Raw genomic sequence first — 16,378 nt, 5'->3', positions numbered from 1 at the left:
TAACGGTGGCAATGCGTCTAAAGTCGTTGCTTGAAAATGCAGAAGCGGTAGCTCAAAGAAGAAAGAGGGGTTGTCGTGAACTTCCCCGACTCCAACTTCAGGCGAAAATATACAATATTATTGATATGAGTTTCAATGCTGAATGGGTTTCAGGATTTGAACGCAGCCGGGCATCTCAGTCTGAGCGCGCGAAGGGGTGCCGCGAACACTTGTGGGGGAGGCGATAAACCACCTTCTGCATGCCTACTTCTGTCATAGGCCACCTGAGCGTGGAATCACTCGCCAATTCCAACTTGCTGTGACAGCCTGCGGATTTGCTGCACCCGCCAAGATTGCGGGATATAAGGGATTTCCCGGTCTCAACGAACGCATCGATCTGTCTGCATCGACCAGACAAACCGCTCTAAAACGCAGCACTCTTTCAATGGAAAGTTATTGGATTCTACCGATGGCTTGTGTAGGAAATATTCCTGAACCTCGAATGTCTCGCAGGGAAGTGAGACGAAAGGCCAAGTCATGAAGACGGCGGGGTGGCTGGGGCACGCTGGCAGACGTCAAAATATCGTTTGAGCAGCCACGCAGAAGGGATTTTAGTACAAAGCAAAAGGTGACAGCCCCAGACCAGACCACTTGAATGGCAGTATTGAAGCTAGCTGATCCCATGAATCTGGGGCCATGTGCGTTCAGACTCGCAGCAGCATCGGTACCGCGCCCCAGCCACATCCACATCTCGGCGCAAGTCACTCCTCAAATTTCACCTACTCCAGAACCGTTGGCTTTTTGAAGATCTGGCCGGGGTCCAGCCTGGTCTGCAGCTCGTGGGCGTCCAGGGCGAACAGCGGGCTGATTTCGATCGGGACGTCCTTCTCGACAATCCCGCCGGCCGCTTCGATCCATTCCCGCGCCATGCTCAGCAACGCAGCGCGACTGGTTGCGGGGGAGTCGCTCCCCTCTGCATTCTTCACCGGGTTGAATTCGCGTTTCCGGCTTCCTTCCACAACCAGAGCTACCTTCGCATGGGGCAGGGCATCGAAGATGAACTGTTCGAATTTGAAAGCGTTCGGCTCGCTGGGGGAAACCGGATTCCCGGATTCATCGAGGCAGGCCACCTTCTTATGGGCGACGTGAAACGGCAGAGACAGTTCGTCTCCCAGCAGCTTCTCAATGAATCTTCGCTTGAAGACGTGTATCGCAGTATTCCCCGCCCAGAAGACGAGTGTGCCGTCCGCCTGTTTGCGCTTGGACTGTTCGACGGGCAGGTCGCTGTACTCGATGATCTCGGTCTTGCCGTCCACGGACGCCAGCACCCCCATCTTTTCCTCGGGGCTGACCTTGGCCACCACCTTGGTCGTCAGGTCGGAATGGCTGAGCAGATGATGTCCCAGCAGCACAGGATCGCAGACGATGGCAGTCGGGTTGTCCACCTGATGGTAGTACAGGTGCTCGATCTCCCGGTCGCGCATCACGCCCAGCATGCCGCTGCGTTCCAGCGCCCGCAGCATGCCTCCATGACCATCCGGGCTCGTGCCAATGCGGTCTTTCCGCTCCATCAGCATCTTACCGGTTTCCGCATCCACAGCGGGCAGCGACGACTGCTGGAAGAAAAAGACATTGTCTTCGCTCAGCCCGAAGTACCGGTTCTGTTCGAAAAACTTGACGGTCGGCCGATGAGTCGCTTCGCTGGTCATGATGAAGTAGGGGATCTGTGCCCCCACCTGAAGTGACCTTGCGAGAATCTGTTCGCAATGAATCTGAAACAGCGTGCGATCGCTGACAGGTCCGATCGGGAACATCCCCTTGGGTTCGTCAAACCCCAGGCGCGACCCCTGACCACCGGCAACGAGAATCGCTCCGACTTTGCCTGAGCTGAGCAGCTCCTTCCCGATCTCGCCCGCTTTTTTCTGTTGTTCGCGATCAGCCTGCGAACGCGGAATGCGAACCAGCTGCTGCGGGGATGTGGCCCGGGCCGCCTTGTCCGCCACCGACTCGCCTGCTGAATGGGGTGACTTTGCCTGAGCAATCAGTCGCTGCATCAGAGGAAAATCAATTTCCTGAATCTGCTCAGCGAGGGTCTGCTGCTGGCTGGGATTCAGTTCATCCCAGAACTGGACGAGATGTTCCTGACCAGCCTGCTGTAACGGGAGCAGAATGTCGCGGGGAACTTGTACGGATGTTTGCATCGCCATGATTTCCTCCTGCTGAGGAGCCTACCACAAGCTGCCGGGAGTGGAATAGGGGGACGGAAAAGAGACTGCAGGGCAGAGAGTCGAGAGTCAGTGAATTGCGAATTTCCTGCTCTGGACTCTCGTCTCCAGACTCTCAACTTCTCTCAATTTCTGACGGACGAAAGCACGGAAAGTTCCTGTGCGTTGAGAGATTCAAAGTGAGTGTGCTAATTTTCGTCCACATCCAGTCCCATGACCCCAACGGTAAAACACACCTTATGGCCACAGGTTTCGCAATTATCGGAACGGGGATGATCGCCCGTTATCACGCTCAGGCAATCGCTGCTATTCCAAACGCCACTCTCATCGGCTGTTTCAACCACAATCTCGACCGGGCCACGAAGTTTGCGGAAGAATTCGGGTGCCGGGCCTATTCAAAGCTCGAGGACCTGCTCGCCAACCCCGAAGTGGATGTAGTGACCATCTGTACCCCCAGCGGAGCCCATCTGGAACCCGCTCTGGCGGCCGCCCGGGCTGGAAAACATCTGCTCGTGGAAAAACCTCTGGAAATCACTCTGGAGAGATGCGACGCGATTATTGCCGCATGTGAAGAAGCAGGAACCTTGCTGGGAGCGATCCTTCCTTCTCGATTCAGTCCAGCGAATGTGGCCCTGAAAAAAGCGATCGAAGCAGGGCGTTTCGGCCGGCTGACACTCGGGGACACATATGTGAAGTGGTGGCGGACACAGGCGTACTATGATGACGGGGGCTGGCGGGGGACCTGGGCCCTCGACGGCGGCGGAGCCTATATGAATCAGGCGATTCATAATGTGGACCTGCTGTCCTGGCTGATGGGAGATGTTCAGGAAGTTTGCGGGCTGACCAGCACGCTGGCGCACGAACGTATCGAAGTCGAAGACGTCGGGACAGCGATCGTCCGCTTCAAGAACGGGGCACTTGGCACACTTGAAGCCAGTACCAGCGTCTATCCGGGCCTGCTGAAGAAGACCGAAATCCACGGCACCACCGGTTCTGCCTGCGTGGAGCAGGACTCGATTCTCATGTGGAACTTCCAGACTCCAGATCCGGGCGATGCGGAGTTGCTGGAGAAATACGGCAAGGGGAATGAAGTCACCGGAGGGGCAGCCGACCCCAAAGCGATTTCGTTTATCGGCCATCAGCGTCAGTTCGAAGATTTCATCGCCGCCATTCACGAGCGCCGCAAGCCGCTGATCGACGGTTCTGAAGGCCGTAAGAGCGTGGAACTGATCCTCGCGATCTATGAATCCTCGAAGACCGGCAAACGCATCAGCCTGCCGCTGTAGAGGAAAATTCGAAACATCAAATCCGAAATCCGAGGAGAGGATTTGAAACGCGGAGATCGCAGAGGCCGCCGAGAAGCAATAGAGATCCTCCTTTTTTTCTCCGCGAACTCTGCGTTCTCTGCGTTTCAAAATTTATTAGAATTTTTCGGACTCGAAGTTTGTTTGGGATTTCGAGTTTCGTATTTCGTATTTTCCCGCTGAGCACCCATGTCGCACCGCATCGTTTCGCTCATTCCCAGCGGGACCGAAATTGTTTCTGCCTTGGGATTTGCCGACCAGTTGGTGGGGCGGTCACATGAATGCGACTTTCCGCCAGCCGTGCAGGCGCTGACAGTCTGCTCGAAACCCCGAATCGATCTCCACGCTGACAGCCTGGAAATCGACAGGCAGGTGCGGGCTTCGCTGGCGAATGCACTCTCCATTTATGAGATCTTCACCGAAGAACTGGGAAGACTCGCGCCGACCCACATCGTGACGCAGTCTCAATGCGAAGTCTGTGCGGTCAGCCTCAAAGAGGTGCAGGAGGCGGTCTGCGAACTGGTCGACTCACATCCGCAGATCATCTCGCTCTCCCCAATGAACCTCAGCGACCTGTGGAATGACATCCGGCGAACAGCCACCGCCTTGGGAGCCCCTGAACGAGGCGATGAACTGGTCATCGCTTTGCAGCTGCGACTGGACTCGATCCGCACCTCTGTTTCCCGAGACAAGCCAGCACCGCGGGTGTTCTGTCTGGAATGGATCGACCCGCTGATGTCGGCCGGAAACTGGGTTCCGGAACTGGTCGAGATCGCCGGCGGAGTCCCGTTACTCTGCGAGGCAGGGAAACATTCCCCGTACCTGGACTGGCACGATGTCCTCACAGCGGATCCCGACGTGATCGTAGTCATGCCCTGCGGGTTCGACATTTCCCGGACCGTCGCGGAACTGAAGAGAATTGAGTCTCACCCGGCGTGGAACCAACTCCGTGCGGTACGCAACGGCCACGTCTATCTCACCGATGGCAACCAGTACTTCAATCGTCCCGGACCACGGGTTGTGGAATCCGCCCAGATCCTCGCGGAGATCTTCACAGCCATGACCTCACCGGACAAAGCCACGTTTCAGCACCGCGGCTCCGGATGGATTTCACTTGCTGAGACGATGTGAGCACTGCGCGGGGTGACGCGCACTCAGCGTCGCAATCCACAAACTCAACCTGACCGCGTTCTGCGGACTGGCGTTCCGCAACTGATCGGCAATTCCCGCCATTGCTGCATGTTCCCGGCAGGAATTGCCGATGAATAGTGTGTGACGTTTCTTTGCTGAGCGCAGCGCTCCGCGGGGTACAGTGATTGACTGAACTCAAGATCAGATGTGGTGAAGGGACAGACGATTTTCTTTCACTGCTGACAGTAAAAATTCCACTCTCATGCGGCACGATGCGAAACTCGGCCTGGCTTTGGGAATGCTCGTGATTGGCTTTGCCATCGCGTTCTGTTTTCCACGTCAGCCGATGCAGATGGCGTATGAGAAACCGGAAATCCCGGCGCCGATTGCCGACTCGACGCTGAATTTTCTGCCGATCCGAGCTTATCAACCCACTCCCGCGGACGCCGCTCCGGCACCCGCCACGACCTCCGCTGAGTCCAGTACCGCCTCAGCGAGCCCTCTTCCAGAGTTGACAATCGCTGGCCTCCCGGCGTCCGCGGCTCCCCCGACTCCGATCGTACCGATCCTCATTCCCCCCGCGGTCGACGCCAGTCCGGCCGATTCAGACTCACCTTCACCCGCAGATTCCATCGCAAAATCGACCCGGCAGTCTTCCCCGGAATCCGAGTCCTATCGGGTCAAGCCGGGCGACACGTTATCCGGAATCGCCAGTCGGTGCCTGGGGAGCAGTGCTCGCTATCAGGAGCTGTTCGAGGCGAATCAGGATGTTCTCTCTTCCCCGAACGACCTGAAGATCGGGATGGAGCTGAAAATCCCGCCGTTGAATGGGAATAAAGTGCCCGCCAGCGACCTCGCAGCGAAATCGAAAACGGGCGAACAGGAGCCCTGGAACGGGTTACCGCTGGGCCCTTCGAAACAGTTCCGCCCGGGGAACGCACCCGGGGGGCGAGGGGTTCAGCAACCACCGGCAGCTCCGTGGGTTGCAGACCGCCCCCAGGAGCGCCAGTGAAATTGGAGAGCTGAAGGCCGCACTCGGAGAGTGCGGCATACAATGTCCTTCGCACTCTCCGAGTGCGAGAACAATCCGTTCCGCCGCAGAATTTCCGCCGCACCGGTCCTCAGTCAAAATTGATCCGTGCTGCTCGCTTTGATTCGACACAAAGGATTGTTACCCTGTCCTTTCCCGGGGGGCAGCAGGCTATCTCCCGCACGGTGGGGCCGTGTGAACCAGGTCAGGCGGGAAACCGAGCAGCCTTAAGCAACGTGTTCTCAGGTGTGTCGGGAGGTAGCCTGCTGGATCTCGGAGTGATTTCTCTTCGCTCACAACGCGAGCCGGTCCGTTTGGTCCTGCTTCCTCTGCCGTTGATTTCACTGCGACTGCGTTCAATCGGCCGCTGCTTTGGATGTCGATTTTGTAGGGTCCGCTGTGCGAACCATGCCTGACTCTGCTTCGGTCCGCACAGCGGACCCTACACAAAATACATTCTCCCCTGTGCTTCGCCGTGACGCACTTTTCCACATTCGCATGATTTGTCCGATTCGCGGTTTCTTCTCCTCTTTCTCCGTGCCACCGTGACTCCGTGGTGAATATCCCCGGGTTCCATGCGCTTCAATCGACACAGTCCGGATGACTGGACTATTCGCGTCGATCGGCAGTAGTTCCTTGAACCATCCGCGCAACGCAGGTTGGATCAACCCGGTCCCGGAACTCGACTCTCATTCGAGAGTTCAGAAAATTCGTCCGAAATTGAGAAACAGGAAACTCCGCGCCTGGATGAACTGGGAGTGGTTTTCTCCAGGTCTTCCGCAGCTGCAGGAGTACGACGATGTTCGAATTCTTCCATTCGCTCAGTGATAATCAGACCGCGATTCTGGCCTGTATCGGTGCGATCGGGGCTTCGTTCCTATTGCTGACGATCAGCTATCACGGCAATCCAGCCAACCGGCAGGCGACGGGGACCTCGGTTCAAAAACGACAGGAAATCGGAGTCGACGGACAGAAATCGAACCGTCGCGCCGCGTAAATTTTATCAAGGGGGCTGTTGTCCGAAGTTCAGCCAGCGCGTTATGGTGAAATTGTCTTCGGAGTCTTCACAGCCATGCAGGGGAAGTCTATGCACCGCGTTCGTAGTACCGTTTTTGCCGCTTTGCTGCTGGGAATCGGTTACACCTTCGGCGTCAGCGGCGTGGCCCTGAACATGGTCACCGCCCAGGATGAAGCAGCCGGTCTTTCGGAACAGACGGGAAACAAGATCCGGGATGCCCATCGGCGTCTGCAGGAGGCCAAGGAAGCGCTTGAAGCGGACGGAAAATACGAAGCAATCACCGACGGAATCAACTCCTTCCTCGTCTTCACCGGCGGGGGAAATGCCCGGGAGGACCTTGAGTCGGGCAGGGGAGTCGATCCGGAAACGTTCGCAGGACTTTACGCCGGTCGAGCACTCCCCGAAATCCAGACGCTGCTGAGCGTCAATGACCAGGGACAGATCACGTACAACAACGAAGTTGTCCGGATGTACCCAAAATCCCGGTTGCAGAAGTTGTTTGCCCAGCGTTTACAGATTGTGGAACTGGGAATGTGATCTCGAACGCCTCCGGCCCCGGCCACAAATATCTGCTGTGCCGATGGTAAGGGGGGTAAAATCACAACTTGTCGAAGTTTGCGTAAGTTTTGCCGGATTTTAATGACAGTCGCTCTCCCAAATTCGTAAAATCCAGGCTTGGATTTGTGGTTTTGACAGAACGACGAATTCGTCCCATTGACAGTAGCAATCAACAGAAAATCGGTCTCAACGGACGCTCTTCCCGGCGTCCAGCGGATTCCTGCGACTGTGTCGAGAAACAGACACTCATTCGGCAGGGGTCCTGAAGTTGAGACTGCCTGAATTGAAATAGCTCCCATTCCGGAGTGGTCGCTGAGGCCTGGAGAAGACTATGACAAAACGCACTTGGCTGTCGGTTCGCGAATGGTTTCCAGTTGCGGTCGCGGGAGTCGCACTGGCTGGGGCAGGGTGGGGCGGATCATACAGCCTCGCAGGCGATGTCATTGTCCGGACTTACGAGACCCCGGAAGGGCGTCAGATCGGCTCGGCCTCGCTGCCGCTGAATGTCGAAGCTGGAAAGCGCCAAAACGTCAACCACGTCATTCTTCTCGATACGTCTGCCAGCCAGATTGGTGAACATCGCCAGATGGCGACCGCCGTCCTGGCCAATTTCCTGCGATCTCTCCCTTCGGAAGATCGTGTCAACGTGCTGGCCTACGACGTGCAGGTCGCTCCGTTGACTTCCGACTGGACGGCTCCGGGCGTTGCGGAAGTCGAAGTTTCGAAGAATCTTCAGGACCGATTTCCCGCTGGCTCCTCCAACCTGAGTTCCGCTCTGCTGGCGGCCCGGGACCTGCTGCAGTCCTCAGCCAGCGGCTCAGTGCTGGTCATCGGCGACGGCATGAGCACCGCTCACCTGTTTCAGCCGGAAGAACTCAAGGGACTGACCGCCAGCTTCCGCGATCGCGAAATTCCCATCCATTCCTTCGCACTGGGTTCGAAGACAGACGTCCGTCTGCTGGGGATCCTCGGCGAGGAAACAGGCGGATACGTGATGCAGGATGAATGGTCCAAGTCATCGCTCCCGGCTGAGAAAGTCGGCAAGCTGCTGGCCGATGCGACGCACCAGCAGGTGTTCTATCCCAGCCAGATTTCTGTCAGCAATAATCAGGTGGAACTCTCTCCGTCTCGCGCCCTGCCAATGCGAGCCGATCGTGAAACTGTCTACCTGCTGAGCGGTCCCATCGACGGCAAGACCGAGATCTCCGTAACCGGCCAGCTGAATGGCCAGAAGACCGATCTGACATACAGCGTTCCCGAAGTGTCCCGAAACAACGGGAACACGTTCCTCAATCAATACTGGGCCGATGCCAAGGCGACTGACGGTGTCGCCATCGGAATGGCGGGGGACTGGATGGTCAATCTCGCCCATCAGACTTTCGAAGACCAGATCACCCTGATCTCGGCAGAAGGTCAGAAGGCTCTGGAAGCAGGCTCGCTTCAGCAGGCGGAGCAGATTGGCACCTTCCTGCAGAAAGTCGATCCGCACAACACTCGCGGCGATCAACTGGTCAACAAGGCCCGCGCTGGTTCAATGCTGGTGGCACAGCTTCCGGATATCGGCGGGGCCCCCGGATCGGATCCCGATGATCAGGTTCCATCGATTCCCGCTCCAGGAACAGCCGTCCCACCCCATCTGATCGAACGGGAACTGCCGGTTCCTTCGGACAACATCACCAACTACGAAGCACTGGTGCAGGCCAAGGGACAGAAGCTGGAGCGCGAAGTCCAGGTTCAGGTCGACCGGGCTTACAACCTCGTTGAAAATTCTCTGGGTGCTCAGGCGGAAGAAGTTCTGAACCGGACTCGCGCCACCATCAAGTCTGCCACCGATGTTCCGCCGGATCTGGCCAACAACCTGCTGCGTCGCGTCAATTCGATTCTGCAGGATGTGAAGTCCCGCCGGGCAATGTATGACGCCAGAACACAGGAACTGCAGCGGCGGCAGGCAGAACTCGAAGTGACAACCCGGCTGATCGACTTTGCTGCTGAACGCGATCTGCAGCTGCAGCAGATGGTTGACCGCATCCGCGCGTTGATGGTGGATGCATTCCGAGGAAATCCGGATGCCTTCGAACAGGCCGAAACACAGGCCCGTGTCGTCCTCAGCGATTATCCCGGCAGTGCCATCGGCAGTGCGACGGTGACACTCACCGAAGCAGCTGGACAGGTCGACAAGGCCGCCCGGCTCCGCGCTCTGCGTGCAGACCGCCTGCTGGAAACACTCTATCAGGTCGAACTTTCACACGTTCCGTTTCCGGATGAACCGCCGATCGTCTACCCCCCCGCAGAAGTGTGGTGGGCACTCACCAAGATGCGGCAGAAGTGGAAGTCCGTGGACCTGAAGATCAACAGCAAGAACGAAGAGAAGATCTACACAGCACTGGATCAGATTACGAGTGTTGAATTCCCGTCAACACCACTGAAGGACGCAATCCAGTATCTGTCAGAACAGCATGGCATCCCCATCCGGCTCGACATGAAAGCCCTGGAGGATGAATCCCTCACCGGGGAAGAAGAAATCTCCCTGGTCCTCTCCGGCATCAAACTCAAGAGCGCTCTGAAGCTGATGCTCGAGAACGTGGGCGGAGTCTCTCTGACCTACATTATCGAAGACGAAATCATGAAGATCACTTCTCAGGCAGCTGCCGATGAGAAGATGCAGACCCGCGTTTACCCGGTTGCCGACCTCGTGATTCCAGTCGCTCCTCTGGGCGGCGGAGGCATGGGAATGATGGGCGGCATGGGTGGTGGAATGATGGGTGGTATGGGCGGTGGTATGGGGGGCATGGGCGGCGGCATGGGTGGTATGGGCGGCATGGGCATGGGCGGAATGGGGGGCTTTATGCAGGTCCCCGCTGCCAATGCTGACGTGCAGCCGGCTGCTCAAGTCGATCTGCTCAAAAAAAAACCGGCCCTGTAGCGCAGGCTAAGCAGGCTGCAGAAGCTAGCGAAAAAGCTCAGGAGCAGACTCCAGTCAAAGGGACGGGGTCTGCTCCTTCTGTTTCGACAGAAGGCAAAACAGCTCCGCTCCCCGGTGCCTCGGAAACTGATGATCCAGCACGGCTGTTCAATACAGAACGCAACGTCGCCATGCCCGATCTGAAGTCGGGCACACCCGCTGAAGTCTGGGGAAAATTCTTCGCGGAACATCGCCCAGCCCCGCGCCTGGTCAGCGAATGGGTGTCGAAACTGCATCAGGAAAAGCAATACCCCCAGGTGATCGCCTGCCTGCAGGCGGCACTCGTCAACGGACAGGCTCAGCCCTGGATGTACGAAGTCTTGGCCCTGAACATGGAGATTGAAAACTATCCCAAAGAGGCGGTCGAACGCGTTGTGCTCTCCCTCACCGATTTCGGGGATGTCGACTTCGGGTCGATGATGTATTCCGGCGCTTACCTGACACGCTTTGGTCGCAAGAACGCCGCACTCACAATGTACCGGCAGGCCGCACGTCTGCTTCCCGAACGTTCTGAACCGTATGTCCTGGGTTTGAAACTCGCGAAGGACGTGGGGTCGCCCGACGACGTGGAATGGGCTGCGACCGGAATTCTGCTCAACTACTGGAAGCCCGACTTCGCGAAACTGCACAAGTCTGCCGAGACCGCCTTGCTGGATCAGATCCAGATTGCGAATCGGAGCCAGAACACTCCACTCGCCGAGCGTCTGCAGGCATCACTCCGCGAAGCCCGGAGCAGGGACCTGACAATCCGTCTCGAGTGGAACGGAAACGCAGACCTCGATATGCAGGTGGAAGAACCGACCGGAACAGTCTGCTCCTGCGATGTGAAAGAAACGCAGGGCGGGGGGCTGTTTCTGAACGATGGCGTCGGCCCTAATGCTGCCAACTCTTATGAGCTGTATGTCTGCCCGCGCGGGGCGGCTGGTCCGTATCGGGTGCGCATCCGGAATTCGGACGGAACGCTCGTCGGGAACCGGGCCACTCTCACTGCGACACTGCGGGAAGGGATGCCGGACCAGTCACGCGTGGTTCGCACGCTGATCCTGGACGGGGATGAAGTCAGCGTCACCATCGAACTCCCACAGGGGCGACGAACCCAGCCGCGCATCATCACAACCCTGCCGGCCGAAGCCCTGCTGCAACTGGAAGCGGTTGTTCAGAACCAGAATAACGATCCCGCCGCTTCACGTGACCCGCGAAAGTCCGAAGTGATGCAGCAATTTCGGGAGAGTCGCGACCGCATGCAGCCGCCCGGACGGGCCGGTGCTGTCGGCTATGCTCCTGTCGTGCAGGTCATCCCGCAGGGGACAACAATGTCGGCACAAGGGGTGGTCTCCCCGGACCGGCGTTACGTGCGACTGGGAATTCAGCCGGCCGTGACCGAGATCACCGATGTGTTCACGTTCACTTATTTGAACGGTGGAAATCGATAGTCATTGCAAGAGTGTCACTCAGAGTGTCGCACTCGGAGAGTGCGACATACTTTGTGCCACTCTCCGAGTGAGGGAATCAGCATTCCCACACCTCTTCGACGATCCCCTTTCGAACAGCGTGAACCTGTCGAAACTGGCGTAGCGCCGCTGAACCGGACGCCGGGATCACTTCCACTTTGTCCCCAATGACCAGATCGCGTGAGAGCGGTCCCAGTTCCAGCGTCATTGAACTCCAATCCATTCCGAGCACCTGCACATCCGGCAGGGGTCGATGATGGGCTGTACGCAGGATCCGAGGCTCGGCATTCAGATTCGAGACAACCGGCAAGCGGGATCGCCCGACGTCCAGCACTGCGCGCTCGAGCTTTGATCGGCTAAACACGGAAGCGATCACCGTCAGCAGCGGGTTCGGACTCTTCAGATCGTCTTGCCAGTCGAAAAGATTTCCCGTCCGGATTTCTGTCAACAATCGGGATTCCAGCAATAGCTCGAAATCGCCCTCAGCGGCTGCAGAAATCACATCACAGCGAATCTTCTCCCGAATCAGGGTCGCTTTGATGTCCTGAAGAATGCCTGAAGCAGATTGGAGTCGCCTGTGACATTCTTCAGAATTGCGTTCGAGTGATCCCAGGTTCACGGAGAGCCCGACGACTTCCACCCCCCGCAGCGACCGGATTCCCGACGCCAGATCGCGAGCATCCAAGCCGGGCCGCACGCCAAACCCTGTCTGACCTGTGTGAACTTCAATCAGGACAGGGACCCGGCAACCATGACTGCAGGCCCACTTCGAGATCTCTTCCGCCTGAACATAGTGATCGCAGACGGTGACGACCTCGCTTTTCAGATTCAGATCAGCCAGCACCGTCTGCTGGGATGAACTGACAGGGGGCCGGGACAGAGTCACGTTTAAAGGGATCAGTCCCAGAAATCGGCGAGCCTGATCCACTGATTCCAGTGTGACTCCTGCCGCCCCCGCTGCGATCAGTCGGGCAGTAATTTCCGGAAGCTGGTGCAAGCTGGCGTCCGGCCGCCATGCGACCTGGTGTTCGCGGAGCAGGGCTGCAATTCGAGCAATTCTCCGATCCAGCTCATCCAGATCGATGCACAGAGCTGGGGTCTCGACCTCTTTGTGGGGGCGACCAATCATCAAATTTACTGCCGGCCCCCTTCACAGCAGCCTTCCACGATGCCGCAGCGGGGACAAATCAGTTTCTGTTTGATGTCTCGAAGAGCCGCCCCGCATTGCGGGCAGACGCATTCGACAGTGACAGGTTTCTTCGGTGCAGGTTCGCCTGACATTGCGTCCTCAAGGAGTTGACCCCGCGATGTGCATGTGGTTCAGCAGGAATTCGTGATCTCATTTGGAAATTCAGCCACACACAGCACATGTGTGTGGCTGAATGAATTTCTCACAGCGCTATTACGAATGCGGTCTTTCGCCAGACGGGACTAGTCCGCGAACGCAGCGTCGAAGGCGCGACCGCTCGGTCGGAAGTCGATATTCCGAACGAAGTCAGCGGCTTCTGCGGCCCCCATTTCACGGTCCATCCCGGAGTCTTCCCATTCGACCGAGAGTGGAGCATCGCTGGGATAGCCAGCTGCATTCAGAGCGCGGATGATCTCTTCGAAGCGGACACCACCGCGGCCAACGCTGCGGAAATCCCAGCCGCGTCGTGGATCGCCGAAGGAGAGGTGGCTGGCCAGAATTCCGGATCGACCGTTCAAAGTCGTGGCAGCATCTTTCATGTGGACGTGATAGATGCGGTCCGGGAACTCACGGATGAATTCGACGGGATCCACCCCCTGCCAGATCAGGTGGCTGGGGTCGAAATTGAATCCGAATTCTTCGCGGTGACCGATTGCTTCCAGAGCCTTCTGAGCCGAGTAAATGTCAAAGGCGATTTCGGTCGGATGAACTTCGAGAGCGAAACGGATTCCGCAATCCTGAAACACGTCGAGGATGGGATTCCAGCGGTCGGCAAACTGCTTGTAACCGTCCGCGATCATCGACTTCGGAGTCGGGGGGAAGTCGTAAATCAGGTGCCAGATGCTCGACCCGGTAAAGCCGTTCACCACGCCGACCCCCAGTTTCTGGGCTGCCCGGGCGGTGTTCTTCATTTCTTCGGTGGCTCGCTGCATCACGCCGACCGGATCGCCGTCTTTCCAGACGTACTCGGGAAGAATCGACTTGTGCCGCTGGTCGATGTTGTCGCAGATCGCCTGCCCGACGAGATGGTTGGAGATGGCGAACAGCTTCAGGTCATGCCGCTCGAGCAAGTCACGTTTGCGTGCACAATAGGTATCGTCGGAAAGGGCTTTGTCGACTTCGAAGTGATCTCCCCAGCAGGCGAGTTCAAGTCCGTCGTACCCAAAGTCTTTGGCCTTCTTGCAAAGGGTTTCAAGCGGTAAATCAGCCCACTGGCCGGTGAACAACGTAACGGGACGCCCCATTGCCAAGCTCCTTGATCGACGGAAGTACTTCGATGTTTCAACAGATGTTGATCAAACTACAGAACGTCGCTGGAGAATTCAACGAGGGGGCGATTGCGCAATTCGAGCGACTGGTTGTCGCACTCGGAGAGTGCGACATACATTGTACCGCTCACTCGGAGAGTGCGGTTGATCATTGCACCCCGCACTCTCCGAGTGCGGGAACTCTCATCAACCTGCAGCGTCCCTACGAACTCAGCGCGGAACGGTTGAGTCGCAGCTGGCTGCGGACCTGAACGTGCAGCTGACGCAGGGCATCGGCATCCGAAAGGATGACGCGTCTGGCGTCGCGTGGAACAGCGGAGGGACCTTCGCGCTGGATCAGCTCGGAGATCGCCTGAACTTCGGCGCTGCTCGCGGGGACATTCGAATCGGTCGCAAACAGAATGTTGCGGTGCAGGGCGTGGAACGAGGGATCAATGAGGACCGTGTCGAAGAGCTGATCGCGGTTGAGTTGACTCTGACTGCGTTCCGCCTGAGCCAGTGCCTGCTGCTGCAACCGGAGAATTTCCGGAGTGGTGATTTCTTCGGGAATCAGCAGCAGTCCTTGCTGGGCCAGCCGCTGTCCCAGCTTGACACTGCCGAGCGTCATCGCAAGGGGAACCGAGAAGATCAGTCCGATCACCACGGGCAGAAACCAGAACAGAAGAGAAGGGGTGAAGTAACCGATCGCCAGAGCCGTCAGAATGCCCGCAACGGTATGCGGGCCATACACGAAGATCGCCTCGCCCAAGCCGATATCACCCTCGCCTCGATTTTGCGCGTTCCACTGAACTTTCTGACCAGCCAGGGTTGTCAGCACAAATCGGGTATGGAAGAACATCATGATCGGTGAGACAAGGATGGAGACCAGTGTCTCAAGCACCACGCTGCCGATGACGTTGTCCCATCCGCCGAAGTCCCGGAGTCGGTCCGGCTGCTTGGTGAGGGCCAGTGCGCTCCAGAGTTTCGGAAGCAGCAGCATGGCCATGGTAATCCCAAAGACGATGGATGCTCCCCCCACCCAGGTGGTTTCACCGGGCTGTGCGGGACCGTCCATCCACATCGCCATGACACTCAACACCATGAAGGTCAGCCAGAGTGGCGCGGACAGATAGGCCATCGCCCCCATCGTCAAATGCAGTCGACTGATGGGCCGGAACCCTTCGCTGAAGATCAGGCGAATGTGCTGCATGTTCCCCTGACACCACCGTTGATCGCGTTTGGCGAAGTCCAGCAGCGTGGTCGGGCACTCTTCGTAGCTTCCTCCGAGATCATGAGCGAGGGCGACCTTCCACCCGGCCCGTGCCATCAGCGCAGCTTCCACGAAGTCGTGACTGAGGATTTCTCCTCCGAGCGGTGCTTTCCCCGGGAGAGTGGGCAGTCCGCAGTGTTTGATAAAGGGCTGCACGCGGATGATTGCGTTATGTCCCCAGTAGTTGCTGTCGAAGTTGGCCCAGCTGCAGAAGCCTTGAATGAAGATGTCGCTGTAGAGTCGGGAGGCGAACTGCTGCAGACGGGCAAACATGGAGAGTCGATTGACCGGTGTGGGGGGAACCTGCAGGATCCCCAGCTGGCGATCAGCATCCATGCGTCGGACCATTTCGACGAGCGTGGCCCCTTCCATAACGCTGTCGGCGTCCAGAACGATCATGTATTCGTATTCAGATCCCCAGCGGGTGCAGAAGTCGGCGATGTTGCCTGCCTTGCGGCTGACATTCCGGGGGCGCCGGCGGTAGAAGACTCGTGGCTGTGAACCGTGCTCGGCTACCAGGCGCGCCCAGGTCCGCTCTTCTTCGAGCCAGATATCGGGGTCAGTGGTATCGCTGAGGACAAAGAAGTCGAAATCGTCTTCCTGTCCGGTGGCGAGCAAGGAGCGGAGCATGGCCTGCACGCCCGCGAAGACGCTCGTCGGAGACTCGTTGTAGATGGGCATCAGGACCGCGGTCTGAGAACGGGGCTGACCCGGTGTTCTCGCTTCACGAGCGAGGTGATGCTCGCTCGCCGATCGCGGAGGCTGCTGCAGCACGAGCAGCATGCCATAGGTCGCGGTCCAGAAGGAGAACGCGATCCAGGAAAAGAGCACGGTGAAGAGCGGCAGCAAAATGTACTCGGCCAGATTCAACCCGTTCGACGAGAGAACCGTGGCGAACAACCAGAACGCTCCGGCCGTGCTCAGTACCGTCAGGACCAGCAAGAGCCAGCGGATGGAGTGATGCCGCTGATTGTCGACCGGAAACTCCGCGACCTCAGATGCTTCTTTTGACAT

General features: G+C 57.8%; 11 protein-coding genes and 1 other RNA gene. 8 read left to right on the top strand and 4 right to left on the bottom strand.

Translation table 11 applies throughout. The features are described 5' to 3' along the window. Positions 1-758: 758 nt before the first annotated feature. A complete protein-coding gene (locus SH661x_RS08690; RefSeq protein WP_437230014.1) occupies positions 759-2,186 on the bottom strand; it encodes a UTP--glucose-1-phosphate uridylyltransferase in 1,428 nt (475 codons plus the stop codon). 257 nt (positions 2,187-2,443) lie between these two features. Here SH661x_RS08690 and SH661x_RS08685 point away from each other — a divergent pair, with 257 nt between their 5' ends. From SH661x_RS08685 to SH661x_RS08650, 8 genes are all read left to right on the top strand, one after another. Continuing rightward, complete coding sequence (locus SH661x_RS08685) at positions 2,444-3,490, top strand: Gfo/Idh/MocA family protein (RefSeq protein WP_437230012.1); 1,047 nt, start codon at positions 2,444-2,446, stop codon at positions 3,488-3,490. 207 nt (positions 3,491-3,697) lie between these two features. Beyond that, positions 3,698-4,639, top strand: a complete 942-nt coding sequence (locus SH661x_RS08680) for a cobalamin-binding protein (protein ID WP_437230010.1) — start codon at positions 3,698-3,700, stop codon at positions 4,637-4,639. Between the two features lie 262 nt (positions 4,640-4,901). Next, on the top strand, positions 4,902-5,651 hold the full coding sequence (locus SH661x_RS08675; RefSeq protein ID WP_437230008.1) for a LysM peptidoglycan-binding domain-containing protein: 750 nt from the start codon (positions 4,902-4,904) through the stop codon (positions 5,649-5,651). A 187-nt stretch (positions 5,652-5,838) separates the two neighbouring features. Further along, positions 5,839-5,936: signal recognition particle sRNA small type (gene ffs / locus SH661x_RS08670), an RNA gene on the top strand. Positions 5,937-6,468: 532 nt separating this feature from the next. Then, positions 6,469-6,666, top strand: coding sequence for a hypothetical protein (locus SH661x_RS08665; protein ID WP_437230006.1), 198 nt, complete (start codon positions 6,469-6,471; stop codon positions 6,664-6,666). 18 nt (positions 6,667-6,684) lie between these two features. Further along, on the top strand, positions 6,685-7,224 hold the full coding sequence (locus tag SH661x_RS08660) for a hypothetical protein (protein WP_437230004.1): 540 nt from the start codon (positions 6,685-6,687) through the stop codon (positions 7,222-7,224). 352 nt (positions 7,225-7,576) lie between these two features. Continuing rightward, positions 7,577-10,168, top strand: coding sequence for a vWA domain-containing protein (locus tag SH661x_RS08655; RefSeq protein WP_437230002.1), 2,592 nt, complete (start codon positions 7,577-7,579; stop codon positions 10,166-10,168). Positions 10,169-10,338: 170 nt separating this feature from the next. Then, positions 10,339-11,640, top strand: a complete 1,302-nt coding sequence (locus tag SH661x_RS08650; protein WP_437230000.1) for a hypothetical protein — start codon at positions 10,339-10,341, stop codon at positions 11,638-11,640. A 76-nt stretch (positions 11,641-11,716) separates the two neighbouring features. Here the strand turns inward: SH661x_RS08650 and SH661x_RS08645 are convergent, their stop codons facing one another. The 3 genes from SH661x_RS08645 to mdoH all read right to left on the bottom strand — a co-directional run bounded on the left by SH661x_RS08645 (position 11,717) and on the right by mdoH (position 16,378). Beyond that, positions 11,717-12,787: an alanine racemase gene (locus SH661x_RS08645; RefSeq protein ID WP_437229998.1), complete on the bottom strand. Its 1,071-nt coding sequence runs from the start codon at positions 12,785-12,787 to the stop codon at positions 11,717-11,719. A 302-nt stretch (positions 12,788-13,089) separates the two neighbouring features. Then, positions 13,090-14,091, bottom strand: a complete 1,002-nt coding sequence (locus SH661x_RS08640) for a sugar phosphate isomerase/epimerase family protein (RefSeq protein ID WP_437229996.1) — start codon at positions 14,089-14,091, stop codon at positions 13,090-13,092. 226 nt (positions 14,092-14,317) lie between these two features. Then, positions 14,318-16,378, bottom strand: coding sequence for a glucans biosynthesis glucosyltransferase MdoH (mdoH, locus tag SH661x_RS08635; RefSeq protein WP_437229994.1), 2,061 nt, complete (start codon positions 16,376-16,378; stop codon positions 14,318-14,320).

The organism is Planctomicrobium stercoris (genome assembly GCF_051465655.1).
Lineage (GTDB): Bacteria > Planctomycetota > Planctomycetia > Planctomycetales > Planctomycetaceae > Planctomicrobium.
The sequence above is the reverse complement of the archived record's forward strand: the minus strand, read 5'-3'. Positions and strand labels throughout refer to the sequence as shown.